Below are 26526 nucleotides of genomic sequence, written 5' to 3'. Positions count from 1 at the left end.
CAGTTTTACCGAAGAACGCACGATCTGAACTGCGTAAGGAGACTCCCATGATCTCACAGAACACCATCACCATTCCGGGGCTGGATCTGCCTGCATCACGCGTGGCGCTCGGCACCTGGGCGATTGGCGGCTGGATGTGGGGCGGACCGGATGACGATAACGCGGTGCGTACCATTCACCGAGCGCTTGATGAGGGCATCAACCTTATCGATACCGCTCCTGTTTACGGTTTCGGCCATTCAGAAGAAGTCATTGGCAGAGCACTGGAAGGGCGGCGCGACAAGGTTCTAATTGCCACCAAGGTTGGTCTTAACTGGAAAGATGACAAGCCGTTTCGTGACAGCCGGCCAGCGCGTATCCGGCAGGAAATTGAAGAATCCCTGCTCCGGCTAAAAACGGATTACATTGACATCTATCAGGTGCATTGGCCGGATGATGCTACCCCTATTGCCGAGACAGCCGCCACACTGAGCGAACTGGTCAAGGAAGGTAAGGTCAAGGCGCTGGGCGTATCAAACTACTCCGTGGCGCAGATGGAAGTTTTCCGCCAGCATGCACCGCTTGCCGTTGTGCAGCCTCCATACAACCTGTTCGAACGCAGCATCGAACAGGATATCCTGCCCTATATGGTCAAGCATGGTCTGGTTGGGCTTGGGTATGGCCCGCTTTGCCGGGGGTTGCTTGCGGGTAAAATGACGCCTCAGACAACCTTCCCTTCTACCGACCTGCGCAGTGCTGATCCGAAATTCCAGCCCCCTCGCTTCCAGCATTACCTGGAGGCCGTAGCGCAACTCCGCTCGCTGGCCGAAAAGAACGGTAAATCGGTTATGGTACTGGCTATTCGCTGGGTTCTTGATCAGGGGCCGTTCGTCGCACTATGGGGGGCAAGAAAACCCGCACAGATCGAAGGGGTTTCTGACGTGTTCGGCTGGCATCTGTCTGATGAGGACCGGGCTGAAATCGACCGGATTCTAAAAAACACCATCCCCGATCCAGTCGGTCCTGAATTCATGCACCGCCCAACCGTTAAAGAATGTAGCGTGTGTGCAAATGGTGCCTGCCACGCTACATGACGCCATTTACACATATCCGCCATGACCTACAGACCAGAGCCCCCTCACCTCTTCTGGCATCTTTCGCCACAGCTTGAGAAAGGGGGGGCTCCCTTTTATCGCCCACGGAAACAGCATCGCTTCGCGTAGCGCTTTCATGATACAGAAACCCGACATGCCACAAAAGGGTTCCTGCTGATGACGTTGTCTCTCCGTGCGGCTATCGGCGCGTTATTTGGCATCGCCATTGCCTATCTTCTCGGCGCGACAGTTTCGGATTTCGATGGGATTGCTATTGTCGCTCCCATGGGAGCATCGGCCGTGCTGGCGTTTGCCGTTCCCGCCAGCCCGCTTGCAACCCCAAGAGCTATCATTCTGGGCAATACGCTTTCCGCCATGGTTGGTGTCGGCGTTTCGCTTATTCCCGCTGTGCCCCTCCCCTTTGCCTGCGGCCTGTCTGTGTGCCTTGCCATTATGGCCATGTCCATAACCCGCTCGCTGCATCCCCCGGGGGGCGCTTCAGCACTGACGGCAACATTGCTGCATCCTGCAACCCATGGTCTGGCGATGGGCCTTGTTTTTCCTTTCCTTCCCGTTGCGCTTAATTCTATTGCGCTCACGGGTGTGGCCATCCTTTATCACCGTGCAACGGGGCACCGTTATCCGCATGTGCCGGGCCCTTTAAGCCTGCCTGTGGCGCTCAAAGGCCATTTCACGCGCGACGATATTCACACCGCCTTCCGGCAAATGCCCGACACTCTGGATGTCGAGGAGCGTGATCTCGAAATGCTCATCAACCTTGCCGAACAGGCTGCGATGGCAAGGCTGGCAACGCCCGCAGGCAAACCCATGACCAAGAGCTAATAATACGCGCTTAGCCCATCCTGCACAGTGATTTTTCCTTTCGGGCACAAACGGGATTAACCATGTCATCACAGATTTTCGGGATCGGGGATATCGTTGCGTGGAACTCTGAAGTCGGTCGCGTGAGTGGACGGATCAGAAAAATACACACTGCGCCATTTCTGGTGAATGGGTATCAGCATCATGCAACACCACAAACTCCGCAGTATGAAATAGAAAGCCTGAAAACCAGTCATATTGCCTTTCATAAAGGCTCAACCCTGACCAAACTTCCATAATCCCTCTTTTTACACATTCGAAAGCTGGGTATCCTCCAGAATGTCGCGCGAGAATTTCAACGAACTCCTTTCCTTTCTTGCTGTTGCACAGGAAAGGAGCTTTACACGCGCCGCAGCCCGGAGAGGTGTTACGCCATCAGCCCTCAGCCATACAATGCGGTTGCTGGAAGAACGGCTTGGCGTGACACTCCTGACCAGAACAACCCGGCGTGTTGTTCCGACCAGTGCGGGGGAATATCTTTTACAAACCATTCGTCCCCTGTTCGATGAAATCGAGAACAGGCTATCCAGCCTAGATGAGTTCCGAAAATCCCCCAGAGGCACGTTACGCCTGACTGTCACAGAAGAATCCTTGTCGTTTTTTCTGCGGCCACGGATTGCTGAATTTCTGAAAAAATACCCTGAGATCACTATCGAAGTCTCTACCGACCTGCGACTGGTCGATATTGTCGATGAATCCTTCGATGCGGGCGTAAGGCTTGGAGAAATGGTAACACATGGGATGGTGTCTGTTCCCATATCACCTGATATAGAATTTACCGTTATCGGTTCCCCTGCCTATTTTAAAACGCACGCTTTGCCAAAAAAACCGAGCGCCCTTGCCGAGCACAACTGTATTGGCGTTCGGCTGCCGACGCATGGAAAAATTTATAGCTGGCGCTTCAGGCAAAATGGGAAAAACTTTAAATTTCAGCCGACTGGACAATTTATATGCAACACGGTTTTTGCCACGCGTGATGCCTGTCTTGATGGCATAGGCCTTGCCTATATCCCAAAAATTGTTGCTCAACCCTATATTCAGACAGGAGAACTCATTCCTGTACTGGAAAAATTCTCCCTGACCCATGTGGGTTTTCATCTTTTTTATCCACGGCATGCACAACATGCCATGCCCCTATCCCTTTTCATTGAAGACATGAAAATGAAATAGCTCCATGAAGGTTCATACGTGAGCCTTCATGGGTAGGCCAGTGGGGTTAGCCGAGCAACGGAAGCTGTTTCATCATTTCCTGAAGATTCAGCGCGTCCCATGGTAGATGTTCAGCAATTGTCATGCCGACAACCTGCTTTTCCGTCATGACTTCCTTAACAAGTTTAAGGACATCAGGAATATTCAGTTTTCCTTCGGCGACATCTCCAAAATCATGCTTGCCTCGGCCAGGCTTTGCAAACAATACCGAACGAAAATTATGAGGATCAAGAACATCCAGATCGAGATGAATGGCCAGCACGTCTATCCCACTCTGATTGAGCCATTGCATAACGGGTTGAGCACCATCACGAACCTGTTGCGGTGAACAGGTGTATATCCCGTGTTCTGCAATAAACTCGGCCTCATAGGGTAATGGATCGTGAATACCCGCAATCATGATATTTTTTGCGGCTATTGGCTTTTTTACAGCACTGGTCAGGTCTTGATCGCCATGGCCCATCAGGCACCCAGCACATGAGCATGCGCATTTTTATACTGCGTCGGTGTCTGCACATCCGGATGTGTGTCGATCCAGAGGATGCCGAGCTTTTCGCCGTATTTTTCGGCCAACCATGCGAACGGAACCAAAGACACAAGGCAGTCCCCACCCAGAACGGCAATGGATGCGGGATTATGCCGTTCTATTATGTGCTGGGCATTATGGATCTGTTTTACAAGAACACTCCGGCCACACATGTCATTTTCCAGCGGCAGCGGTGTATCCGTTGGAACATCGACTGGCACTTCTTCAATAGGCCCTTAGCGGGAGGAGCCAGCCATGCCAGCAGTCTGGCTCCAAGATAATAAGGCGGATTATCACCACCCTGCCATTGCGGAAAAACAAGGCGAAGTGTGCTGCTGTCCTGCTTCGACACGGAATATCTCTCAAAATAATAAAGAATGTTTGACTATCTTTTCAGGAAGACACCGCAGTTGAAAAAACCGGAGCGCAATGTCCTGAACATGATAAGGCTTACTGTCATCATTCGCATTCCAGCGCCTTTGTTCTGATAATATTTCATGAGTGAATGGCAATTGAAAGATATATATTAATGAAAATATTTCACAATCATCTTTACTGAATAACCTATAGTATCGCACACATTCTTATTCTAGAGAATGCAAACGGCTCTTTCTTGAATGCTCGGCAATAGAAAAGACCGTGCCCGATAACAGCAGGACAGACAGCTTATATAAATGTTTTGGCCATCCGGGTTCCCCCAGAACCTTTCGGCTGGAATGCGCTCCTCCGCCTTTTGCATCAGATTGATCATCTCCTGCGTATGCAAAATGGAGTGTGCCCCAGCAACTTGGCGGTGCAATCCTAATGACTTACCCGTGGCAGAGGAGAGGCGGGATATTTACCCCCAGTGCCTTCAACCCTAAGAGATTCCATCTTGGCAGCAAAAGCAGATCAAGACGATCGATATCGTGCTGGTCATGGTTGTCCGTTGCAGCCTTGCAACACTGGCTGGCGACAGAACATGCGATACGTTTCGCGCTCTATCCGGTCTGGTCGGGTAGAAAAGGTATCGCGAAGCAGGTTTTCCCGGTTATCGGGATAACAGATGTTGCAAAACGTATTTACACAATATTTCTATTGACAGGGTTCGATCTTTTCCTGTTTAGCATGACGCCTGTCATGGTTCTTTTTGTATGCAAGTCATACAGGAAGCTAAGAGGGAAACCGGTTACAGGCCGGTGCTGCCCCCGCAACTGTAAGCCGTGAGGCTGCCGGAACATGCGCCACTGCTGTCTCTGCAAAGAGCACGGGAAGGCTCCGGCATGCTGAAGACCGGCAAGCCAGGAGACCTGCCATGGCGTGCAAGTCACGGACGAAGCTGCCGAACGGGGTGTGTCGGGGGCGAGACGATGCTCCATCGTTTCCATCGTGGTGACGTTCTGTCGGAGCAACCAGCCGTGCGTGCCGTATCTTCTGTCCTTGGCTGATTCTTATTGGCGCCAGTTCTTTTTCGCCTGTCTGCGCCGCGTCCGCACAGGAAAAAAAGGCAAAGCCCTCGGTCCATAAAAAAAATACGACCTTGTGGCGGGGAGAGCCCGAAGAAGTCACGACTTACGGCAAAACGCCCATGCTCAAGATGGTGCCCGCCATTGGGGGTAAACTGGGCCTGTCTATCCAGCATTCACCGGCCACAATCAATGTCATCTCTCATGATCTGATGATGCAGCGTGGCTATGCACAGGCGGAAGATGCTGCCGATAGCGCCCCCGGCGTGACCTCGGGCGGGTCGCCCGGAAACCCGAGCCAGTTGATGATGCGCGGCTTCACCGGCAACCAGATTCTGGTTCTGCGCGATGGGATCTATTTTGGCCCAACTACGATGGTGAACCGTCCCCAGAACAGTTTTAATCTGGAAAGCGTTCAGATTTTAAAAGGACCGTCTTCCGTTCTTTATGGTCAGGGGGCCGTGGGTGGTACGGAAGATATGCGCACACGTGACCCGGCCTTTGATGCGGCCCACGCCAATGCGCTGGTTTCCTATGGCAGTTTCAACACATGGAATGCCGGGATAGGAGGTTCCATCCCCATTACGAAAACACTGGCTATTCGCACCGATTTCAGCCGCACATCGTCCGATGGTTATGTCAAAGGAGCAGACCCTCACTCGAACGACTTTACCACCACCATTTTGTGGAAGCCGAGTGAAAAATTCAGCGCCCGCCTGAGCATGGACTATCTGACTGATCGCTTGTCCACCTATTATGGCACGCCACTGGTTGATCTTTCCCAGACAGGGGGGGGCGTAGGCGGTCTGTTAAGCTCCACAAAGGGGCTGGGCATTACCAAGTCTTCCATGTGGCAGTATTATAACGTGCGCAATGCTCAGGCCAGTTCGGTCAATGCCACGCCAACACTCCACCTGCAATGGCAGGTTACGCCTTCCCTTCTCATGCACAACAGCAGTTACTTTATCTATTCCAAACGGCTTTGGAACAATGCCGAGAGCCTAAGCTATATCAATGCTTCTGGCAGTGTGGATGCAAACGGCAACGCCATTGCACCTGGGCGGATCGCACGAGACAGGTTTTACGTGTTCCAAAGCCAGCATCAGGTTGGAGATAGCCTGTATGCCCGTTTTGATTCCACGATTTTTGGCATGAAAAACCGCTTTACGCTCGGAGGAGATGCCTATTACCTGCGCTTTATCCGCAATCGGGGCTTTCCTGATGCGGATTACGCGGACAGTGTTTCTCTCGCCAACCCCGAACAAACCGCTTTGGGAAATTTTGCAGGAGAATACCCCTATAGAAAATCCCCGACCACGATGGTGCAGGCCGGGTTGTTTCTTGAAGATGTGCTAAGTATTCGCGACAACCTGCGTTTGGTCGGTGGATTCCGTTACGACTGGCTATCGCTTGACCGGCAGAACTATAACCAGAACGGTAGTTACAACGCCTCAACAAGTTTTAAGGGAAATTACAACCCCAACAATTTCCGCATTGGTCCGGTTTTTGACATTACAAAAAACATCAGCGTGTATGGCATCTATACGACAGGAGAAGACCCCCCGGGCTCCAATATTTTTCTGGTCAATAGTGGCCAATTCACACGGCTGAGCCATTCGCGTCAGGGCGAAATCGGCATCAAGGCCAGTGCATGGGGAGGACGCATAACGACCACACTGGCGCTGTACGATATCCGGCGCACCCGTATGCTGGTTGCTACGGGCCTTGATACCGTAGCTACTGCAGGTGTGCAGACATCGCGCGGGCTGGAATGGCAGGGCGATCTTGCTCTCAACCGGCACTGGAGCTTTTCGGGTAATGTAGCCTACACCTATTCCCGCTATGGCTCATTTCATCCCAGTGCTTCGGTTGATGCCTCTGGCAACGAGGTGCCTAATGTGCCTGCGGTTACGGCCAATGCTTGGGCAGTCTGGTCGCGGGTGCAGGATCTTCCGCTCGACCTTGGCGCGGGTGTTCGCTATGTCTCTGCCCGCAAGGGGGATTACGCCAATACGCTTACACTCAAGCAATATGCGACCGTTAATGTCTTTGCCGCATGGCATGCTTATAAAGGGGTAACCATGTACGGGCGCATAGATAATATTGGCAATAAATACTTTATCCAGTGGGCGGATACGAGCTACTCCAATCAGGTGTTGCTGGGCGCGCCGCGTTCTTTCTCTATCAGTGTTCAGGCTGGTTTCTAACCACAATTACCCTGAACCGGATATGATGACAGCCTTTGCTGCATGCTTTAGATGCAGCAAAGGCGCTGATTCCCTAGGGGAAAACAGGTTATGACCACGCTTTCCCTCCGCCCGATCTCCATGCGCAAAAAATGCCTGCGAACCCTATATCTGGCCCACCGCTGGCTTGGTCTGATCATGGGGGTGTTGATGCTCTCTTGGTGCCTGTCAGGCATAGTGATGTTATGGCGGCCATGGCCAACCCCGATTGCGGGCACTGAACTGGTGGGGCATGCGCCTCTGCTGCTGTCCCCCTCCTTGCCCATGGTTCCATCACTCATGGAACCGGGTTCACGGTTCCAGTCCTTTCGACTAGGCATGGTGGGAGCCGAACCGGTGCTCACACTGTTTCCAGTGACAGGCACACCATTCGCTGTCGATCTGCGAACGGGGCAGACAGGCAGCATTCCTTTTCAGGAAGCCAGCGCCAGCGCACGGGCCTATGCCGCCCTATTGGGCGTGCAAAACGTTCCTGTGTCTGAAGGCATAACAACGGATGACCAATGGGTTCTGGATACCCCAGCCCACCAGCAGGGTTTTGAACGCTTCCGCTTTCCCGGCCCTGCGCGGCTGGTCGTGTATGTCTCGCCCATAACAGGTGATGTTGTACAGGCAACCGACAAAGTATCGCGTGCGTGGGCCTGGGTGGGGGCTATTCCTCACTGGCTTTACCCGGCTGTTCTGCGGCGTCACCCACCGATCTGGAAAACAGTGGTCATTGTTTTATCGGGTGCTAGCATTTTTTTAACAGTAACCGGCCTGTTTATCGGTTGTCTGTGCCTGCGACGCCGCTGGCCGTTTTCCGCTTATCAGCGCTGGCATCTGGTGCACCATTTTTTCGGCATGCTGTTTGGTATCCTCGCATTATCGTGGATTACGACAGGCTTTCTGACCATGACCCCCGCAGGCCTGTTTGCAAGCAATAAGGACAGGCTGGATCCCGTGCATGTTACGGGCAGCATTAGTGGTTCTGAACTCCAGCTTCTTCTGGAGCGCATTGCGGTTTATAGAACAACGGGCTGGATAGATATACGCGGTGTGTTTCTGGATGGGCGCATATTTCTGGCTGTTACTGATGGCAAGGGGCACCGTGAACGTCTGGATGACAATCTAACCCCCACACCACTGGAAATTAGCACACTAGGCCAATCTGCCCGTCTACTTACCGCGCCTGATTCATATTATTTCAACCGTTCAACGCATCCGCGCTCTTTTCCTGTCATTCGTCTTACTGCGGATAATGGCGTGCTTTTTTATGTGGATGCCCAGACAGGCGCAGTACAGGCGGCTTTCGATACTCCCGCCAGATATTCACGCTGGTTCGTATACGGCCCACACGACATCAATTTTCTGCCGTGGCTCAGAACAGCCTTTGCCCGGTTATGGGTGGTGTTTCCGCTCCTGAGCGGCGTGTTTGTTCTGTATCTAGCAGGATGGTGATCGGAGTTCGACGCTTTATCCTGCTCTGGCGCAAGACGCGTTCATCCTGAGCAGCCCGCTTTCTGCTTCAGCCCTGTTCCGCTGCTGGAGCCTTATCCTCCTCCAGTGCGTATCCTAAAGCCGGTAGCCTTGTTTCAGTCGCAGTCTGACGTTTGCCGATCCACAAAAATAAGCCGGTTATCAGTATTACGATTGTTCCAAAGTCAAAAAATACCGAAATGCTCCTTTCTGCTCCAACTTCCCATCCCTAGAGGCACAGATAGATAGCCTGAACGACTGATTTTAACGGCTTCCGCAAGCCGCCATGCCGGGTCGCCTGAACTCTTGTGAGAGAGGCTCCACACAATATTCCTTGATTGAGGAACATCAGGGTCTGGAAAATGTTAAGCCCGCAGGTAACATGTGCAACAGGGTCGCATTTGAAAGAACACGGGGCATGGCCTCTCCACTATCCCACGCAGAATTGAAAGAGATGAAAATGATAAGGAATTCGTGGAAAAACCGGTTCGCCGTCCTCAGCCTTGGGCTGTTCGCTTTTCCAGTATCTGCCATGGCGGCAGATAAGCTCACGGGTGACATCAAGGGCAGCGACGGTGCACCGCATGGCACGGTAGAAATTACCGAGGCACCCAAAGGTGTTATCCTGCGCATTGCCGCAACCGGCCTTACACCTGGCTGGCATGGCGTTCATTTTCATGAAAAGGGCGATTGCACGCCTCCTAGCTTTAAAAGTGCTGGCGGGCATATCCACCCACATGGCGTAACCAAGCCAGTGCATGGTCTGCTGAACGCCGATGCCAACGATTCAGGCGACCTGCCGAACCTCTATGTCGCAACAGATGGTAGCGTGACGGTAGAACTGTATTCTCCCCTCGTTTCCGTCAGCGGCACTGGGGGGCGCCCTGCCCTGCTGGATGCAGATGGCTCGTCCCTCGTGATCCACGCCAAACCCGATGACTACCAGACCCAGCCTATTGGCGGCGCTGGGGATCGCGTTGCCTGCGCGGTTCTGGCCAAATAAAGGCTGATGGCGGCTTTCATCCTTATAAAACTGGCCTCATCCGCCTTCAGGCTGAGGCCAGCGAAAGATGTGGCAGCCGTAGAAATTGCCGCGCTTCAGGGTAGATAACGCGGGCTTCCCGCTCGAAGCGCTACAGGGCTGGTATCACTTCCTGCATCCGGCAAGAAGCATGCCCGAGAAATACCACAGATTTTGCTCTATATTAGGTGAGGTCATTGCCTCATTAACTTTCAGGGATATCCATGGAACATCAGGTTAATTCACTCTGGGCGCAGTTTAACGGCTGGGTACCAGCCATTATGAGCTATGCAAGTCAGCTTGTGCTGGCCATTATCGTGCTGCTGGCGGGCTGGGCCATCATTAACATGGTCAATCGTGGCCTTGGCCAGATGATGGCGGCAAGCCATATCGAACCAACACTCAGAGGCTTTCTGCTCAGCGTTGTCGGGCTTTTCCTCAAGGCACTGCTGCTGATCAGTGTGGCCTCGATGGTCGGTATTGCCACCACTTCATTCGTGGCTGTATTGGGTGCCGCAGGTCTGGCTGTGGGCATGGCATTGCAGGGTAGCCTCGCCAACTTTGCCGGTGGCGTTCTGATTCTGCTCTTCCGCCCCTTCAAGGTGGGCGATTCCATTACTTCGGGCGGAAGCACCGGCACAGTGGAATCAATTGAAATGTTTCGCACCGTGCTGCGGGGCTCCACCAATGAAATTATTTATGTGCCTAACGGAAACCTTTCCAACAATATCGTCGTCAACACGTCACAGGAAGACAAGCGCCTTGCTTCGGTCAGCCTGCTAATTGATTATAAGGACGATACGGACAAGGCCCGGACGCTGCTTCTAGCACTACTCCAGAACGAACCGCTTGTGCTGAATAATCCGGCCCCCAGCGTTTCGTTTCTGCCGCAATCGGCCAATATTCAGGTTTCTCTCAGCTTCTGGTGCGCCCCCGGGAACGTCACGTCCCTGACTGGGAAATATGCCGAAGCCGCCATTAAGGCGCTTAAGCAGGAGGGTTTCCGTCTGGGCGTAAGCACTCGCGCAGCCGCATAACCATCAAACACAGCCAAGGTGCCTTACAAACAGGCGCCTTGGCTGTGTTTACCTCTGGCTTCTTACGACTATCCGGCACTCAGATCGTGAACAGACGCCTCTGGTGCTGTTTTTTTAACCGCTTCAATACCGTGTTCGCATGTCTGGTCGCTGGCATAGAGCTGGCTTGTGCCGATCACCTCGCCATTCGCAGCTTTCAGGTTGAAATACGGCTTACCGGATGCTGACACCTTGCGCTCGTAGCGTTTGTCATCAACAGCATTCTTCCTCACTGACTCTATGCCATGAACAGCGCTGGCGTGCTGTTTGTACCCCTCACTGACAAGAATGATCTCGCCATTGGCCGCTTTCAGATGGAAACGGTATTCTCCGGCCTTGTCCTTGTATATTTCGAAGTGAGCAGCCATTCCTATTTTCCTTCCATAGTGGTGAGAAAATTACAGAACATTCAACACAGGGTATTCGTTCCCTTTTATGCTCTATTCAGAAGCATAGCCCGCATTATCAAGGATAATTGTGAATACAAGAAAAACAATCTGCCACGGGTCGTTGTACCGCTTTTAAATATATAGTGCAAAATATGATACGCTTGCGGCTATCGGCATATCAGCAGTCGCTGCACTGCAAAAATGCACCAGAGAGTCCACATAGCGGATGCCCTATGCAGGCATAACATAAAAAATGCCACTCTGCCCGAGGGCAAGAGTGGCAGAGTATCAGTCAGAAACGTCACGCCCCCAAAAGCATTTAATCAGGCTTTAAAAGGGTGTTTTTTCGCGTTTTACACAGAAAGCAGACCTGCCAGATAAGAAAAACCTATCTGGCAAGAAATCAGCTTAGTAATGCACGGACTGGGCATCAATCGGAGCAACTTTCGGCGGAGCGAATTTGGTCAGATCAATACCTTCGACGGCGGCCATATATTCTTCAGTGCTGGGCATACGGCCAAGAATGGCCGACAACACCACGACCGGGGTAGAGGCCAGAAGGGACTCACCCTTTTTATCGCTGGAGTCTTCTACAACGCGCCCCTGGAACAGGCGGGTGGAAGTAGCGAGAACGGTGTCTCCCTTCTCTGCCTTTTCCTGATTGCCCATGCACAGGTTGCAGCCCGGACGTTCCAGATAAAGGACGTTTTCGTATTCAGTCCGTGCATTGGCCTTGGGCAACAGGTCGCTGAATTCAAAACCGGAATAGCGTTCGAGAATTTCCCAATCGCCCTCGGCTTTGAGTTCATCAATGATGTTGTAGGTTGGTGCTGCAACAACCAGTGGTGCCTTGAACTCTACCTTGCCTCGTGCTTTTTCCAGATTTTTGAGCATCTGCGCGACGATTTTCATATCGCCTTTATGCACCATGCACGAACCCACAAAACCAAGGTCAACTTTCTTGGTGCCGTCATAGTACGAAATCGGGCGGATGGTGTCGTGGGTGTAGCGTTTGGACACATCCGGATTATTCACATCGGGGTCTGCAATCATCGGCTCATTGATGACGTCAAGATCAACCACGACTTCGGCAAAATATTTTGCATTGACGTCAGGAGCAAGGGCCGGCTTTTCGCCCGAACGGATCTCGGCAATGCGCTTATCCGCTTTGGCGATCAGCCCCTTCAGCGTGCCAGCGGCATTTTCCATGCCCTTGTCGATCATGATCTGAATGCGCGACTTGGCGATTTCCAGTGACTCTATCAGCGTCTCATCCTGCGAGATACAGATGGAGGCCTTGGCCTTCATCTCCGCTGTCCAGTCCGTGAACGTAAAGGCCTGATCGGCAAGCAGCGTGCCAATATGAACTTCAATAATGCGGCCCTGAAAGACGTTATCGCCACATTGTTTGAGCATCTGCGCCTGGGTCGCGTGCACAACATCACGGAAGTCCATGTGCGGCTGCATCGTGCCCTTGAAGGTCACTTTCACAGACTGTGGAATTGGCATGGTTGCTTCACCCGTAGCCAGCGCCAGAGCGACCGTGCCTGAGTCAGCACCGAAAGCCACCCCTTTGGACATACGGGTATGACTGTCACCACCGATAATGATAGCCCAGTCATCGACAGTGATGTCATTCAGCACTTTATGAATGACGTCGGTCATCGCGTGATAGACCCCTTTGGGATCACGCGCCGTGATGAGGCCAAAATCGTTCATGAACTTCATGAGCTTGGGGATATTCGCCTGAGCTTTTTTGTCCCAGACGGAGGCTGTGTGACAGCCAGACTGATACGCGCCATCGACCAGAGGGGAAATGACGGTAGCCGCCATTGCCTCAAGTTCCTGCGCGGTCATCAGGCCGGTGGTATCTTGTGAGCCGACGATATTCACCTTCACCCGAACATCAGAACCTGCATGCAGGATCTTGCCCGGAGTAACGCCAACTGCATTACGGTTGAAGATTTTTTCAACCGCGGTCAGCCCCTGCCCTTCGATCGCAATTTCTTTATTGGAGGCAAAAACCGTAACCGGTTCGACACCCAGCGTTTGCGCGGCAAATGTCTGGAGTTTCTTGCCGAAAACAATAGCGTAAGAGCTACCGGCTTTCATGAACTCCAGTTTCTGGGGTGTGAATGCAGCGGCAATATCGACCAGTTCTTTCCCGGCTTCATCACGCAGCTGCTTATTTTTCACATCAATTGTTAAAACAGTGCCAGTGGCAACAGAGTATTTCTGTTCCAAGATGGGATTGCCATCGTTATCCAGAACAGGCTTGCCGTCCTTATCGGTTTTTCTGACCCAGTTTTTCAGGTTGATCCCGATACCGCCGGTCACGTCAACAGTTGTGGCAAAAATGGGCGAAATGCCGTTGGTGCCAGCAACAATCGGGGCAAAGTTGACGAAAGGAACATAGGGGCTGGCCTGCTTGCCGGTCCAAAGCGCCACGTTGTTCACACCGGACATACGAGACGAGCCGACACCCATGGTGCCTTTCTCGGCAATCATCATCACCCGTTTGTCAGGGTGCTGTTTCTGCAAGGCAACAATTTCCTGCTGCGCTGCGGGAGAAATCATGCACTGGCCGTGCAGTTCGCGATCCGAACGTGAATGCGCCTGATTCCCGGGAGACAGAAGATCGGTCGAAATATCGCCCTCAGCCGCGATAAAGGTTACGACCTTGATTTCGTCTTCAACATCGGGAAGCTTGGTAAAAAATTCAGCCTTGGCATAGCTCTTAAGCACGTCCTCAGCGATGGGATTGCCCGCCTTGAAGGCATCGCGCAGCCGGAACATATCAGCATCGTACAGGAAAACCTGAGTTTTCAGCACTTCGCCTGCCTGACGGGCGATGGGGCTCTCTTTACCCAGAGCGATATCAAGCAAAACCCGGACCGATGGGCCACCCTTCATGTGCGACAGCAGCTCAAGCGCAAAAGCAGGGGTAATTTCCGGGACAACCGTTTCACCCAGCACAATCTTTTTCAGAAAGGCCGCTTTGACATCTGCTGCACTCGTGGTGCCGGGCAATGTGTTGTAAATAAAGAACTTGAGGGCATCTGCCCGCTGCTCGTTCCCTGCGTCCTCAATCAATGCAATAATGTCACTAACGAGTGCACCATCGTCGATTGGCTTGGGAGCGAGCCCCTGGTTTGCTCTGTCCTTGATTTCGCTCAGGTAATCTGAATAGGCGTTCATCGCAATCCCAACGTCTTTGAGGTGTATGGACCTGAAGCGCGGCCACGCAAACCGGCTATTGTTAACTTAAAGGCTCTTGCCGCCATCAGTTACGCCAACATCTGTTGACTGACAAGACACGGCATTTGAGCAAAACAGCCCTTTTAATCCAGCGTTGACCGCTAAAAACAGCAACCTGCACACTCATTAATCATGCGATATGCAAGTTACTGATTTATACCCCACCGGGCTTTTCTGATCTGCACGCTGGCACGGCGTTTGTCATTTCAATTTTCCGGCACTGAGCTTGGTTTGTATGCTTCAAACATGAAAGGGAAAGCCGTCTTCCCGACAGCCCAGAAACATAGCAGGGGGCAGGCCCCATAATCCCCGGATTGGCTGAGTTTTTGGCCCCGAGACAGTATGAGCCCGCTATGATGGGCTAAGCCCGCTGGCACGCTCCCCTTTGACCTTAATGTGTATGACCGACAAGGCGTGTCATTACCCCGAAGCAGTTCAGGGGTATCGCAATATGTTATTACAAGATAGAATCATCACCCCCCGACCCCGCTGGTTTTGATCTGTGCAGTACTTCGCTTTCCGACTGATGCTATGTTTCAAGCGCTTATGATTGTTCTCACTCCCAGCAGGGAGGCGATGATGATCTTATTTGAACGCAATTAAGCGCCCTTCAACAGAACCATCAGGCCGGAACGAACACTCTGCCTATGAGGCCCGGCATGACAGTTCTGAAACGCTCGGCGTTAAAACGGACGCCAAGCAGAACATCCATCCGCAGAACTGCCCGCCATGATGCAAACACCGCTCGAAGCGCGGAATCCCCAATTGTGGAACAACAGGAATGAACATCACATCAACTCATCGATCTTGGGCTGCCAGCGGGTGCCGGATTGCTTTTGCGTTAATCAGTCTGGCCGTTGGTCTTGCTCTTCTCTTTGGCGGCTTTCAGCTCATGCGGCTGGGCGGTTCGCTTTACTATTTTCTAGCTGGCGCTGGCTATGTGGTTCTGGCTACGCTTTTTTTGCTCAGAAACAGGGCGGCATGGGCTCTTTCCCTCTCCCTCCTGATCTTTATCGCGACCGTGGGCTGGGCGCTTTATGATGCTCCGGCACTGGCTTTCTGGCCTCTGCTCCCCCGCCTGATGGTGCCTGCAATCCTGCTCATGCTTAGCCTGCTGACAGTTGCGATACAGCCAGACATGCCCTCTACCGCAAGACGGACTAGCGCGGGTGGCGGCGTTGCTCTTCTGGCCGGTGTCGTTGTAGCTGTCGTCGCAATGTTCTCGCCCCATGGCGGTATTGAGGGGCCTGGGCTGGGTAAGCCGCGTGTGGCCTCCATTGTTCCCCCACAGCCGGATGACTGGCAGTTTTACGGGCGTAACATAAACGGCACACGTTACGTTCCCTATACCCAGATCACCCCCCAGAATGTTGCGAACCTGAAGGTTGCATGGGTGTATCACACCGGCCGTCGCACCAAGGGGCCGGGAGCCGGGGTTGACGAAAACACCCCGATGCAGGTCGGCACAACATTATATACGTGCACACCGGAGAATGTTGTCGCGGCGATTGACGCTGATAGCGGCAAAGAAATCTGGCGCTTTGATCCGCACGCGCACACTCAGGAGCATGTCTCCTGCCGTGGGGTCGGTTATCATGACATCATGGCCGATGAGAGCCTGACGATTGAAGACCGGCAGGCTGCAGCGGATCAACCTGTGCCCAGCGTATTCTGGTCTCCACTGTTGATGCTCGCCTGTTCGCGCTCGATGCCCATACTGGTGCCCTCTGCCCGGGATTTGGCAACAACGGCTTTGTTGATCTGATGCAAAACATGGGGCCGACAGAAAACAGCAAGCGCTACCACCCGACAGCGCTGCCGGTTGTCATGGGGCATCTGGCAGTTATTGGCGGCTGGGTACGCGATATCGTGCATGGTGAGCCCTCGGGTGTGGTGCGGGCCTATGATGTGCGCACCGGTGCTCTGGTCTGGGCATGGGATGTTGGCAATCCCGATAATGCTGTCCCGCCTGATGCCAATACACCCTTTACGCTGGAAACACCGAATGTCTGGGCTATTCCGACCTATGACAAGGCTCTGAATCAGGTTTACCTGCCCACCGGCAATGGCCCACCCGACTATTGGGGTGGTGATCGTGACGAGGTGAAAAACAGGTTCGGCGCGGCTGTTGTCGCGGTTGATGCCACCACTGGTAAAACCAAATGGGTGCGTCAGCTCATCCATCACGACGTATGGGATTTCGATCTGCCGTCCCAGCCGGTGCTCTATGACGTTACCAATGAGAAAGGTGAGAAGGTTCCATCGCTGATCCAGACCACCAAGACCGGCCATATCTTTGTTATCGACCGTCGGAATGGTGAGTTCGTAACACCGGTGGAAGAACGCGCCGTTCCGACTACACCTGCAGCACAGGGCGAGCATCTTTCCCCAACACAGCCGTTCTCGGTCGGTATGCCCACTATCGGGCTGATCCTCTGTCCGAACAGGCGATGTGGGGTGTTAGCACCTTTGACCAGCTCTACTGCCGTATCATGTTCAAGAACTCGGTTTACGAAGGCCCCTTCACGCCCCCCGGCGAGAAGCCCTACATCGAGTGGCCCAGCCTGCTGGGTGGTATGAACTGGGGTGGCATATCAATTGACGAGGCAAACGACATCCTGTTCGTCAATGATATGCGTATGCCCCTGCGCATGATGCTGGTGAACCATGAAGACGCCAAGCATTACAAGATTTCAACCGACGAAGTGCCGGGCTTCATGGGCACGCTCCGCCCGCAGATTGCTGGCCCTTATTCCGGTGTGCGGATCGACATCCTGCAATCGCCCTTGCAGGTGCCTTGCAACACCCCGCCATTTGGCACCATGAGTGCTATCGACCTGCGTACCAAAAAACTCCTTTGGCAGGTGCCGATGGGTACAGCCGAGCAGCTTGGTCCAATGGGCATCAAAAGCCATCTGCCCATGCCGATGGGCATGCCCACTCTGGGTGGCCCGACAAGCACGGCTTCCGGGCTGCTGTTCTTTGCTGGCACACAGGATTACTACCTGCGCGCGCTGGACAGTATGAACGGCAAGGAACTGTGGAAAGCCCCCCTGCCCGCTGGTGCTGTTGCCGCACCGCTAGTCTACAAATCGCCTAAAACAGGCAAGGAATATGTCGTGATTTCAGTCGGCGGCGCCAGCCACTCGCCTGATGTAGCGGATGACGTCATTGCCTTTGATCTGCCCACCAAAGAATAAATAAACGGGCGGGTGCCACAGGGTGCCCGCCCTCCTTATGGCAAAATCAGGCGGCCAGTAGCCATTTTGATAGCCAGCCATGTCCATCATACTCTACATGACAGAGGAAGGGACATGATGAGGCTGACTGATGCCTGAAAAGATATCGCCGTTTTCTATCTTTTCAGATAATTTTTACGAAAAGAAAACGGAGTGGATGACCCCATCATGAAGCGTAGTGCCGATCTTCCGGGCCATTCGCCGCCTGTCGTAGGCTTTGCGGATTGCTATGTCGGTGGCTTCGTAGATGGCTTTCACACACACGACCGGGGCCAGCTCTCTCTATTTTTGGCCGGAACCGTGACGGTCAGCACGCGTGACAGCAGCTTTGTACTCTCTCCGGGGCAATGTCTGTGGCTTCCGGCCAACACGCTCCATCAGGCAAGCTGCCGCACCGACCTGATGTTTCAGGTGGTGTATGTCGAACCAGACCTGACCAAGACCGATCTTCCCCCAAAAATGTTTGATGCCTCTTCGCTCCTTCGGGGGTTGGTGGATGAGATCGTTACCATGAAATACGATTTCATCATGGACGAGCGGATGTCAGCGATCGCTCAGCTTCTCATTGATGAAATCAGGCGGGCACCACGCATTGCCGAGCGCGTGTTGCTGCCAAAAGACCACCGGTTGCGGCGGGTGTGCGAGGCTATTACCGACACCCCAGGTAACAGCCACGATATCGACTACTGGGCCCGCGAGGCCGGCATGGCCCGGCGCACTTTTACCCGCCTGTTTCAACTGGAAATGGGAATGGGATTTGCCACATGGCGCCGCAGGGTGCGGGTAATTGAAGCCGCGTCCCGTATCACGGCGGGCCAGTCCGTTGCACAGGTGGCGTTTGACCTCGGCTATGAGAATGCTGGCAGCTTCAGCACCATGTTCCACAAAACCTTTGGCGTTGCTCCCAGCGCGCTGCGCTCAGGCACGCTGTCTCTCCCCCGCGTGTAAGACTTACGTCACGCATTAATAAGACGTGCGCCCTCTGCCTTTCTCCTGAAAAATTAACTGACCGCGACGATTCAGCTCGTTTTGGCCTATGCATCCGCCACAAATGTTGGCGATCAGGCAGAATATACTGGCGTTCGGGCCAGAGAGAGTTTCGTCGCTTGATAAGCGTTCCAAACGCGGCTAACTGCGCAATTAAGTCTTATTCGCAATATCAATGCCGATCACTTTCTCCTGCAAAACAGGAGAGACTGGTCGCGAAATGAGTTAGGTATGCAGCGCAGCAGGATTGTTTATACGGCCCTTGTCACCCTCGCTTTGAATGATGTAGCTTTCGCAGCCGATCAGACAAAAAAGGCTGACAAGCCACAGGAGGCTGCGGCAGCTGCATCCAGTCATGCCACCTCCGCCCCTTCCAAGGCATCAGTTGTTCAGGCGGAACAGATAGAGGTACGGGGGCATAACACCTCGACCATTGCCTCTTCCGCCACCAAGACCAACACCCCTCTCGTTGAAACGGCGCAGTCAGTCACGGTCATTACCCGCAACGAAATGGATGTGCGTGGTGTGCTCACACTCAATCAGGCGGTGCGTTACGCTGCGGGCATTACCGCAGATACACGCGGTGGAGAAGGCACCCGCTATGACCTGTTTGACCTGCGTGGCTTTACCGTGCCGACTTTCCTTGATGGGCTAAAGCTTCAGGATAGTCCAACCGGCTTTGCTGTTGCCCAGACCGATACCTCACGTCTTGCTCGTGTAGAACTGCTTAAAGGCCCCGCCTCTGCCCTTTACGGTCAGTCCAGCCCGGGCGGTTTAACGGCTCTGTCCAGCAAACTGCCAACTGACCAGCGCTCATATGGCAGCGTGAATACAACCGGTGGCATGTTCGATCTCTACCGTGTCGATGCCGATGTAGGTGGGTTTGCAACTGATGACGGGCTTGTTCGCTATCGGATTTACGGCACGGTGAATGGCCAGCACACCCAACTCAGCCAAACTGGTAGCCGCCGTTTCAGTATCAGCTTCTTTTACATTCGGTGGCGATGGGCCAACTACTCTAACATTGCTTGGCAACTACCAGTATGACCCGGAAAATGGTTCCTACGGGGGTGTTCCGCTGGTCGGTTCTCTCAAGCCCGCCTCATATGGCTACCTGCCGCGTAATTTTTATGACGGCGATGTCTCTTTCGAAAAGTTCAATCGTAGACAGGGTGCAATCACCTATATTTTCAACCATCGCTTCAACAAAGACTGGAGCTTCAGCTCTCGCGGACGGTATGACGATATTAAGACCGTCTATCGTAGCGTGTATAATAACGGTTACTACGACAGTGATGACGGCAGCAGCGGCACAATGCTCTCCCGCTCCGCCTATGGCACGCGTGAACATACCTATAATCTGGCCTTCGACAGCCAGATCAAAGGTCAGGTTCGCACCGGCCCTGTACGCCATACACTGATGTTCGGCTTTGACTACATGCAGCAAAGAGCGAACGATGACGAAGCCTATGGAGATGCACCGGATCTGGATGTGCTACACCCAGACTATTACATGGACATTCCTGCCCTGACACCAGCTCTGAGCTATGTCACCCGTTCTCACCAGATTGGCGTGTATGGTCAGGATGAAATTCGCTGGAAGCGTTTTATCCTCAACGGCAGTATTCGTAACGACTGGTACCGGTCGCATCAGATTGAATCCATTGAGCAATCCGATACACGGCAGAGCGCAAGCCAGATAACATGGCGCGCATCAGGCTATATCATTTCGATTTTGGCCTGGCTCCCTATATCAGCTACTCAACGTCTTTTCAGCCTCAGTCTGGTAGTGTTTCAAATGATGGCGGCATAACCTTGCAGCAGGCTCATCCCTCTATCGGCAAACAGCTCGAAGGAGGTGTTAAATATCAGATCCCAGGCACATCCGTTCTTCTTACAGCCGCTGCTTTTCATATCGAACAGAGCAATGTTCTCGTTTCTGTTGCCAATACTGGCTACAATGTTCAAAGCGGACTGGTTCATTCGGATGGCTTCGAGTTTGAAGCCCATGCTGAGCCGTTTCGTAATCTTATGCTGACAGCCGCCGTAAGCGTCCAGAATATCAAGGATGACTCAACCGGCATGCCCCTTATTCAGTCGGGCAAAGGTAATGCCTCTGTGTTCGCTTTTTACACAATGCCTTCAGGGAAACTGAAGGGCCTCGGTTTTGGCGGAGGCATGCGCTACTCGGCCAAGGCTTATGGTGGCGAGGCAACATATGGCAGCGTGTGGCTTCCGCAATATGCCCTGTTCGATGGATCGATCAGTTACGACATGACCAACCTCTCGCCGTCTCTCCGTGGCTGGAAAGCATCGGCCAGTGTTCGTAACCTCTTTGACAAAAATTACATTGCCAACTGCTTTGCTTATGGCTCGGATGGAGAATACTGCTACTATGGCGAACGCCGTAATGCTCAGGCCAGCATAGGTTATAGCTGGTAAATTTTTCTCTTCATTCCTGCGCGCTCCATCATGCAGACATTTATTTTTCGGCTATAAAACGATGGAGTGCCCTCTCTTTCCAGAAAATACCCTCGCCGCTGATTGCACCAGAACAAGAATTACGCCACTCTTGTCGCATGATACGGATATTTATTGACTCAGATGCCTGCCCTGTAAAAGACGAAGTCTACCGGGTTGCCGGCCGGTATAGCCTGCATGTTTATGTTGTCTCCAACCGCATGATTGCCGTGCCCCCCTCCCCGCTGATTGAACGTGTGGTCGTCGAAGCCGGGGCTGATGTAGCCGATGACTGGATAGCCGAACGCGTTCAGGATCGGGATATTGTCATTACCTCTGACATCCCTCTAGCAGCACGCTGCATCGAAAAAGGCGCTTTAGTGCTAGAACCCAAAGGGCGAAGGCTGGATTCCGATGCAATCGGCATGGCATTGGCCACTCGTAATCTTATGACAGACCTGCGTGCTGCAGGCGTCATAACCTCGGGCAGTTCCGCCTTTGGAAAAGCCGACCGTTCCCGCTTTCTGTCGGAACTCGACACGCTTGTGGTAAAGACCCGCAAGCTGCCGCCGCATAAACCTACACAGATTATCCGGTGATACCTTCAGAAAGAAGGCATATCACCATCCGGCCGATAAACATATGCTCCAGCGCGACACCTGATTGACTGTCAGGCCTGAATGCTTGCATGTCTTCTGATACGTATGATGCTGGTTCAGAAGACATGTATCGCTAACCTTTTTCTATTCATAAAACAAAAAATAGTAGAAATAAAAACATAAATTCCGGTTCCAAATGTTTTTGCAAAATAATCAGACTACTCCTAGATTGGAAGTAGAAAGCGGCATGTACGCCATTTACCCCATACCAGATTAATGAAAAATTCATAACGATCCGACTTCGAAACCAACGGGACGGCAATCTGTCCGGGTGTTCCTGCCGGTTGCCGTATGGGAAAGGAGTCGGACATGAGTGTGTACGAAAAGAAAAAACGCAGGATCTATTCCTGTCTGGATCAGGCAATGGCCTGTATGGTTACAGGCGCCGTAGTCTGCGGTGTAACCATTGCCGCGGCACCCAAGGCACACGCCAATGCAGTTATTTCTCTTGGTAATGACCGCTCATTCAGTATCGGCTTTGGTGCACGTGCGAGCTATCAAAGCCATAATATCAGCAATGCTCGGGATTCAAACTCGGTATCACTCGATAACTTCCGTCTGTATATGGGCGCGCAGCTGAACAAACATATCAAGGCAACGGTCAATGTTGAACGGCTTGCTGGAAATAACTGGAACCTTCTCGACGGCATTTTTCAATTTGAACCCAGCTCCGCAATCAATATCTGGGTCGGCCGGATGCTGACACCGAGCGATCGTTCCAATCTTGACGGGCCGTATTACCTGAACAGCTACCTTTATCCCGGCGTAGTGGCGCAATACCCGGGGGTATGGTCAGGCCGTGATGACGGGATCAATATCTGGGGCCGTCTTGCACATAATCATTTCCGGTATGTTGCCGGCATTTTCCGCGGCCACAATCGTTACGATAACGCATCGAATGGCGGGAATCACCCGCTTTTTGCCGCCAGAGCCGAGTATAACTTTCTCGATCCTGAGGATTCACCCGCGTACTACACCGCCAGCACCTATTACGGCCAACATGATATTCTGGCCATTGCTCTGGTTGGGCAGTATCAGGTGGATGGTGTCGGCACAGCGCAGAACCGTGGTGACTACAAAGCGTGGAACGTTGATGGACTTTTTGAAAAACGCATTGGAAAAGATGGAAAATCCGGCACCTATAGCTTGAAGGCGCATATTATCAGTATCATACCGACGGCGTGCAAGACGTTGCATCAGGCTGGCACGGGGCTGCCAATGATGCCAATGTAGGGGGTATTCAGGCGGGCACTGCTTCATGCTGGATACTGCGTATCTGATCCCCTACACGTTGGGGTGGGGACGGTTTCAGCCGGTCATACGCTACCAGCAGTTCAAGCCATATCACTATGCTGCCACCAATAATGGTAAAACCACACAGTTTGAAGCCGGTTCAAACTATGTGATAGATGGCCATAACTCCGTAATTACCCTTGATTATGTTCATTACAATTCACCATCCACCAAAGCCTCAGACGGCTTTCTGGCAGGGGTTCAGTTCCAGTACTAAACCACATGGTATGGAGCAGGCTTGCATGCCTGCTCCATAAAAACGGTATAATATTAGGAATCCTGCAAAGCATTCATGACGACAGCCGTAGCAGAGGCACGATTTTCAACCCCTATTTTAGTATAAACCTGCTCAAGATGTTTGTTGATAGTACGTGGGCTTATGGAAAGAATCTCCGCTATATCACGGTTTGTCTTGCCTCTTCCCAGCCAGAGCAACACCTCGGCTTCACGCATGGTCAGGCTCAGGCGTTCACGCAGAATGAACTCTTCGCGTTTATGCTGGATTGCCGTCAGCCTTAGCAGATATTCCCCGGGTCGGGTCTGTCCCATATAGGTAAGCTCTAGACTTGTGGTTTCCGCATGAGGAAAATCAAAGCTGCGGCGCGCCCCCGCTGGGGTATTGCGCCGGGCACAGGTTAACACCCAGCTTTCTGCCTCAGGGGGAAGAATGCTTTCTCCCTCTTTCATATCGTGATTAAGCAGGCTTGCAGCCTTGGGCGTTGCCCAAAGCAGGCGCCCGCGTATATCCAGCGCCAACAGGTGCCTTCCGGCATGATCGAGCGCCTCACGCGCACTTTGTGTTTTATGCGCGTTTCCAATATGGACACGAATACGAGCTAAAACCTCTGATGGAATAACGGGTTTTTGCACATAATCAACGCCGCCGGTTGTCAGTGCTTTGACAATATATTCTGGCTGGCTAAGCCCGGTCATGAAAATGATCGGAATATCACTCAGGCCCGGCGTACGCTTGAGAATAGTACAGGTTTCAAACCCATCCATGCCTGGCATAATGGCATCAAGCAAAATCAGATCCGGCCGGATTGTGTTCATGATAGTAAAGGCGGTTTCAGCCGATAGGGCCACCAGTACCGAATAGCCGCTCGCGCTCAGCGCCTCGTTTATCATTCCTAGCGAGTCAGGAGAATCATCAATAACAAGAATGATCTGGTTCGTATTCATTGCGCTATGTTCCGCAAGCTGTGCAGAAAAGTGTCGATCCGTGAAGCCGCAATCATGGCTCGAAGGGGTTCAATACTGTCTCGCGTATCAGGCTGTTCAGCCTCTATCCGTGCAAGTGTCTGGCGGATACCTTCGATATAACCCAACTCACCAAGGCGCTGGAGCTCGGAAATCTGTTTCGCAGTCAGAGGAATTACGGCATGAGTGCTGAACCCTGATGGTGTTTGCTCTAGGCCGCCCTGCGAAGAAGAAAGCTCAGGCATGGTCCGCTCCGCAACCGGCAGATCGTGCATGGTCCATTCTATGGTCATTGTCCGGCCAATCAGTTCCAGCAATGTGGGCACATGAACCGGTTTGCTGAGCAGGGCGTTATAGCTGTCATCTGTCGCGGGACGACTGATCAGGTCGTGTGTACTGGCAGACACGATCAGAATAGTGGCTTTGTCAGCTCCACCTGCACGTAACTGTCTGGCCAGTGTAAACCCGTCCATACCGGGCATGGAGACATCGAGCAAAAACAGATTTACCGTAAGCAGGTTGGAAAAATTCAGGCAATCCTGTGCGTCTGTCGCTGTGTAAATCAGAAAACCCAGCGGCTCGAGCATGTCACGAAGCATGTCGCGATGTACTGGGTCATCATCCACCACCATAGCGGTCAGACGACCACCACGATAACCGCTGATATGCTCAACGACCGGAGCAGGCTGGCAGGTCTGTGGCGCTTGTGAAAGCATCAACCGAACCTTGAAGCAGCTCCCCAGCCCCGACGTGCTGAAAACTGAAAGTTCCCCCCCCATAATCTGAACCAGAAGCTGGGTTATAGTCAGACCCAGACCTATTCCCGGTATGGCGGCAGCAGCCCCCTGCCCTCGCTGAAACGGCTCGAAAATACGCGAGAGGTCATCAGGTGGAATACCTATGCCTGTATCCTCTATCATGAATTCAGCAATTTCGGCCTGCCAGAGCACTGTCAGCCTAACAGAGCCATGCTGGGTAAACTTGACCGCATTGGACAGGAGATTGATCAGAATCTGTCGCAGGCGGCGCGCATCCGTGTAGACCAGATGCGGCAGATCAGACGGAATAGTGCATTCAAAACCAATCCCTTTGGCCTCGGTCTGGAGGCGGAACATGCTAACAAGCTGATCCAGAAAGTCGGGAAGTTGCAATTCCTCTCGGTACAGCTCGATCCGCCCGGCTTCGATTTTGGAAATATCCAGCAGACCTTCTATCAGGCCAGTCAGATGTTCGGCACCACGCTGAATGGCGCGCAGGCCATCCAGCCTGCGTGCGGGAGAAATCAGATTATGCTCCAGCAGATGGGCATACCCCATGATCGCGTTGAGCGGCGTGCGCACCTCGTGGCTGACACCGACAATAAACCGGCTTTTGGCCAGATTTGCCGCTTCAGCCCGCTCCTTTGCACGCTGGAGTTGAATGTCAGTGCGGCGATGCGCTCGGATTTCATTCATCAGCAATCGGGTCTGTCGGCGGCTTTCATCCTCGGAAACGCGCCGACTTTGCAGGGCCAGCACCACAAACCATGTCATGATTCCGGCCGCACATAGCAGCAGCAGGAAAGCCAGCCAGAATACATTGGCTACATCCTGCGCACGTTCTTCAGCAACACGAACGACCTCATCATAAATGATCAGCAGAACCAGCCCTATGCCCCCCCCCATGAGTGTAAACAGGCTGAAATAGCGCAGTACAGAGCGGTATGGTCCTTCATCCACTCCCGCGGGCACGAGCCAGCTCAAAATCCGGCGGCTGATAAACGAAAGCTGGTAGCCCGCACGGGCTTCCTGTGGTTTGCAGCTATCATGACACCGGGCATCAAGCGTGCAGCATAATGAACAGATCGGGCCTGCGTAGGCAGGGCACAGCGCCATGTCTTCACGCTCGAATTTATGTTCGCAAATCACGCATTTAAGGCTGTAGGTATTATTGGTCTTTAGGCTGATGGGCCTGCGCGCCAGATAATATCGCCCCCCTGTGGTCCAGGCGATCAGTGGCGCGCTGACATAAGCCACCAGTAGCGCGAGAAACGGCGCAAATGCCTGCGCCAGTGGACCCAGAATGCCCCCATAGGCCAAGGCTGATGTGATGAGCCCCAGTGTCAT

The 26526-nt window shown here is 52.9% G+C and carries 20 protein-coding genes, 2 pseudogenes and 1 riboswitch; of the genes and pseudogenes, 16 read left to right on the top strand and 6 right to left on the bottom strand.

All coding sequences use genetic code 11. The features are described from left to right. Positions 1 to 47 precede the first annotated feature (47 nt). From JCM25143_RS01260 to JCM25143_RS01240, 4 genes are all read left to right on the top strand, one after another. Positions 48 to 1073, top strand: coding sequence for an aldo/keto reductase (locus tag JCM25143_RS01260; protein WP_051542723.1), 1026 nt, complete (start codon positions 48 to 50; stop codon positions 1071 to 1073). Positions 1074 to 1250: 177 nt separating this feature from the next. Then, entirely contained in the window at positions 1251 to 1916 is a 666-nt protein-coding gene (locus tag JCM25143_RS01250) for an HPP family protein (protein WP_025859754.1), read from the top strand. A 62-nt stretch (positions 1917 to 1978) separates the two neighbouring features. Beyond that, a complete protein-coding gene (locus JCM25143_RS21195; RefSeq protein WP_081773426.1) occupies positions 1979 to 2194 on the top strand; it encodes a hypervirulence associated TUDOR domain-containing protein in 216 nt (71 codons plus the stop codon). 40 nt (positions 2195 to 2234) lie between these two features. After that, positions 2235 to 3125: a LysR family transcriptional regulator gene (locus JCM25143_RS01240; RefSeq protein ID WP_025859752.1), complete on the top strand. Its 891-nt coding sequence runs from the start codon at positions 2235 to 2237 to the stop codon at positions 3123 to 3125. Positions 3126 to 3171: 46 nt separating this feature from the next. On the opposite strand, the gene JCM25143_RS15735 is transcribed toward JCM25143_RS01240, so the two are convergent. Both JCM25143_RS15735 and JCM25143_RS24560 read right to left on the bottom strand, forming a co-directional pair. After that, positions 3172 to 3627, bottom strand: coding sequence for an arginase family protein (locus tag JCM25143_RS15735; protein WP_267879898.1), 456 nt, complete (start codon positions 3625 to 3627; stop codon positions 3172 to 3174). Continuing rightward, on the bottom strand, positions 3627 to 3911 hold the full coding sequence (locus JCM25143_RS24560; protein WP_267879897.1) for an arginase family protein: 285 nt from the start codon (positions 3909 to 3911) through the stop codon (positions 3627 to 3629). The genes JCM25143_RS15735 and JCM25143_RS24560 overlap by 1 nt, the downstream gene beginning before the upstream one ends. A gap of 882 nt (positions 3912 to 4793) precedes the next feature. Then, a riboswitch (cobalamin riboswitch) is annotated at positions 4794 to 5001 on the top strand. A gap of 256 nt (positions 5002 to 5257) precedes the next feature. Here JCM25143_RS24560 and JCM25143_RS01230 point away from each other — a divergent pair. The 4 genes from JCM25143_RS01230 to JCM25143_RS01215 all read left to right on the top strand — a co-directional run bounded on the left by JCM25143_RS01230 (position 5258) and on the right by JCM25143_RS01215 (position 10897). Continuing rightward, on the top strand, positions 5258 to 7342 hold the full coding sequence (locus tag JCM25143_RS01230; protein WP_025859751.1) for a TonB-dependent receptor: 2085 nt from the start codon (positions 5258 to 5260) through the stop codon (positions 7340 to 7342). 90 nt (positions 7343 to 7432) lie between these two features. Further along, positions 7433 to 8821, top strand: a complete 1389-nt coding sequence (locus tag JCM25143_RS01225; RefSeq protein WP_025859750.1) for a PepSY domain-containing protein — start codon at positions 7433 to 7435, stop codon at positions 8819 to 8821. Positions 8822 to 9299: 478 nt separating this feature from the next. Next, positions 9300 to 9842 carry a superoxide dismutase[Cu-Zn] gene (gene sodC, locus JCM25143_RS01220; RefSeq protein WP_025859749.1) on the top strand — a complete coding sequence of 181 codons (543 nt, stop codon included), beginning with the start codon at positions 9300 to 9302 and terminating at the stop codon, positions 9840 to 9842. Between the two features lie 242 nt (positions 9843 to 10084). Beyond that, positions 10085 to 10897: a mechanosensitive ion channel family protein gene (locus JCM25143_RS01215; protein ID WP_035370285.1), complete on the top strand. Its 813-nt coding sequence runs from the start codon at positions 10085 to 10087 to the stop codon at positions 10895 to 10897. 68 nt (positions 10898 to 10965) lie between these two features. Here the strand turns inward: JCM25143_RS01215 and JCM25143_RS01210 are convergent, their stop codons facing one another. Both JCM25143_RS01210 and JCM25143_RS01205 read right to left on the bottom strand, forming a co-directional pair. Beyond that, positions 10966 to 11304 (bottom strand): YegP family protein, encoded by a 339-nt coding sequence (locus JCM25143_RS01210; RefSeq protein WP_025859747.1) that lies wholly within the window; start codon positions 11302 to 11304, stop codon positions 10966 to 10968. Between the two features lie 429 nt (positions 11305 to 11733). Then, positions 11734 to 14523 carry a bifunctional aconitate hydratase 2/2-methylisocitrate dehydratase gene (locus JCM25143_RS01205; protein ID WP_025859746.1) on the bottom strand — a complete coding sequence of 930 codons (2790 nt, stop codon included), beginning with the start codon at positions 14521 to 14523 and terminating at the stop codon, positions 11734 to 11736. A gap of 841 nt (positions 14524 to 15364) precedes the next feature. Here JCM25143_RS01205 and JCM25143_RS23065 point away from each other — a divergent pair. The 8 genes and pseudogenes from JCM25143_RS23065 (at position 15365) to JCM25143_RS23045 (ending at position 23438) form a co-directional block, all read left to right on the top strand. Then, complete coding sequence (locus tag JCM25143_RS23065) at positions 15365 to 16348, top strand: PQQ-binding-like beta-propeller repeat protein (RefSeq protein WP_025859745.1); 984 nt, start codon at positions 15365 to 15367, stop codon at positions 16346 to 16348. After that, a pseudogene (locus tag JCM25143_RS23060) lies at positions 16252 to 16938 on the top strand (membrane-bound PQQ-dependent dehydrogenase, glucose/quinate/shikimate family); the annotation flags it as partial. The gene JCM25143_RS23065 and the pseudogene JCM25143_RS23060, both read left to right, overlap by 97 nt. A gap of 95 nt (positions 16939 to 17033) precedes the next feature. Further along, complete coding sequence (locus JCM25143_RS23055) at positions 17034 to 17783, top strand: outer membrane protein assembly factor BamB family protein (protein ID WP_456303590.1); 750 nt, start codon at positions 17034 to 17036, stop codon at positions 17781 to 17783. A 207-nt stretch (positions 17784 to 17990) separates the two neighbouring features. Continuing rightward, complete coding sequence (locus JCM25143_RS01185) at positions 17991 to 18770, top strand: AraC family transcriptional regulator (protein WP_025859742.1); 780 nt, start codon at positions 17991 to 17993, stop codon at positions 18768 to 18770. A 270-nt stretch (positions 18771 to 19040) separates the two neighbouring features. Next, a pseudogene (locus JCM25143_RS15725) lies at positions 19041 to 21251 on the top strand (TonB-dependent siderophore receptor). Positions 21252 to 21388: 137 nt separating this feature from the next. Further along, entirely contained in the window at positions 21389 to 21868 is a 480-nt protein-coding gene (locus JCM25143_RS01165; RefSeq protein WP_025859738.1) for a YaiI/YqxD family protein, read from the top strand. A 375-nt stretch (positions 21869 to 22243) separates the two neighbouring features. Further along, positions 22244 to 23161: a hypothetical protein gene (locus JCM25143_RS23050; RefSeq protein WP_234394832.1), complete on the top strand. Its 918-nt coding sequence runs from the start codon at positions 22244 to 22246 to the stop codon at positions 23159 to 23161. A gap of 25 nt (positions 23162 to 23186) precedes the next feature. Beyond that, a complete protein-coding gene (locus JCM25143_RS23045; protein ID WP_234394831.1) occupies positions 23187 to 23438 on the top strand; it encodes a hypothetical protein in 252 nt (83 codons plus the stop codon). 53 nt (positions 23439 to 23491) lie between these two features. On the opposite strand, the gene JCM25143_RS01155 is transcribed toward JCM25143_RS23045, so the two are convergent. Continuing rightward, entirely contained in the window at positions 23492 to 24403 is a 912-nt protein-coding gene (locus tag JCM25143_RS01155) for a response regulator transcription factor (RefSeq protein ID WP_025859737.1), read from the bottom strand. Beyond that, entirely contained in the window at positions 24400 to 26526 is a 2127-nt protein-coding gene (locus JCM25143_RS23040) for an ATP-binding response regulator (RefSeq protein ID WP_234394830.1), read from the bottom strand. Before JCM25143_RS23040 ends, JCM25143_RS01155 begins: the two co-directional genes overlap by 4 nt.

Source organism: Acetobacter papayae JCM 25143, assembly GCF_000613285.1.
GTDB lineage: Bacteria > Pseudomonadota > Alphaproteobacteria > Acetobacterales > Acetobacteraceae > Acetobacter > Acetobacter papayae.
This window is presented reverse-complemented; position numbering and strand designations above follow the sequence as displayed.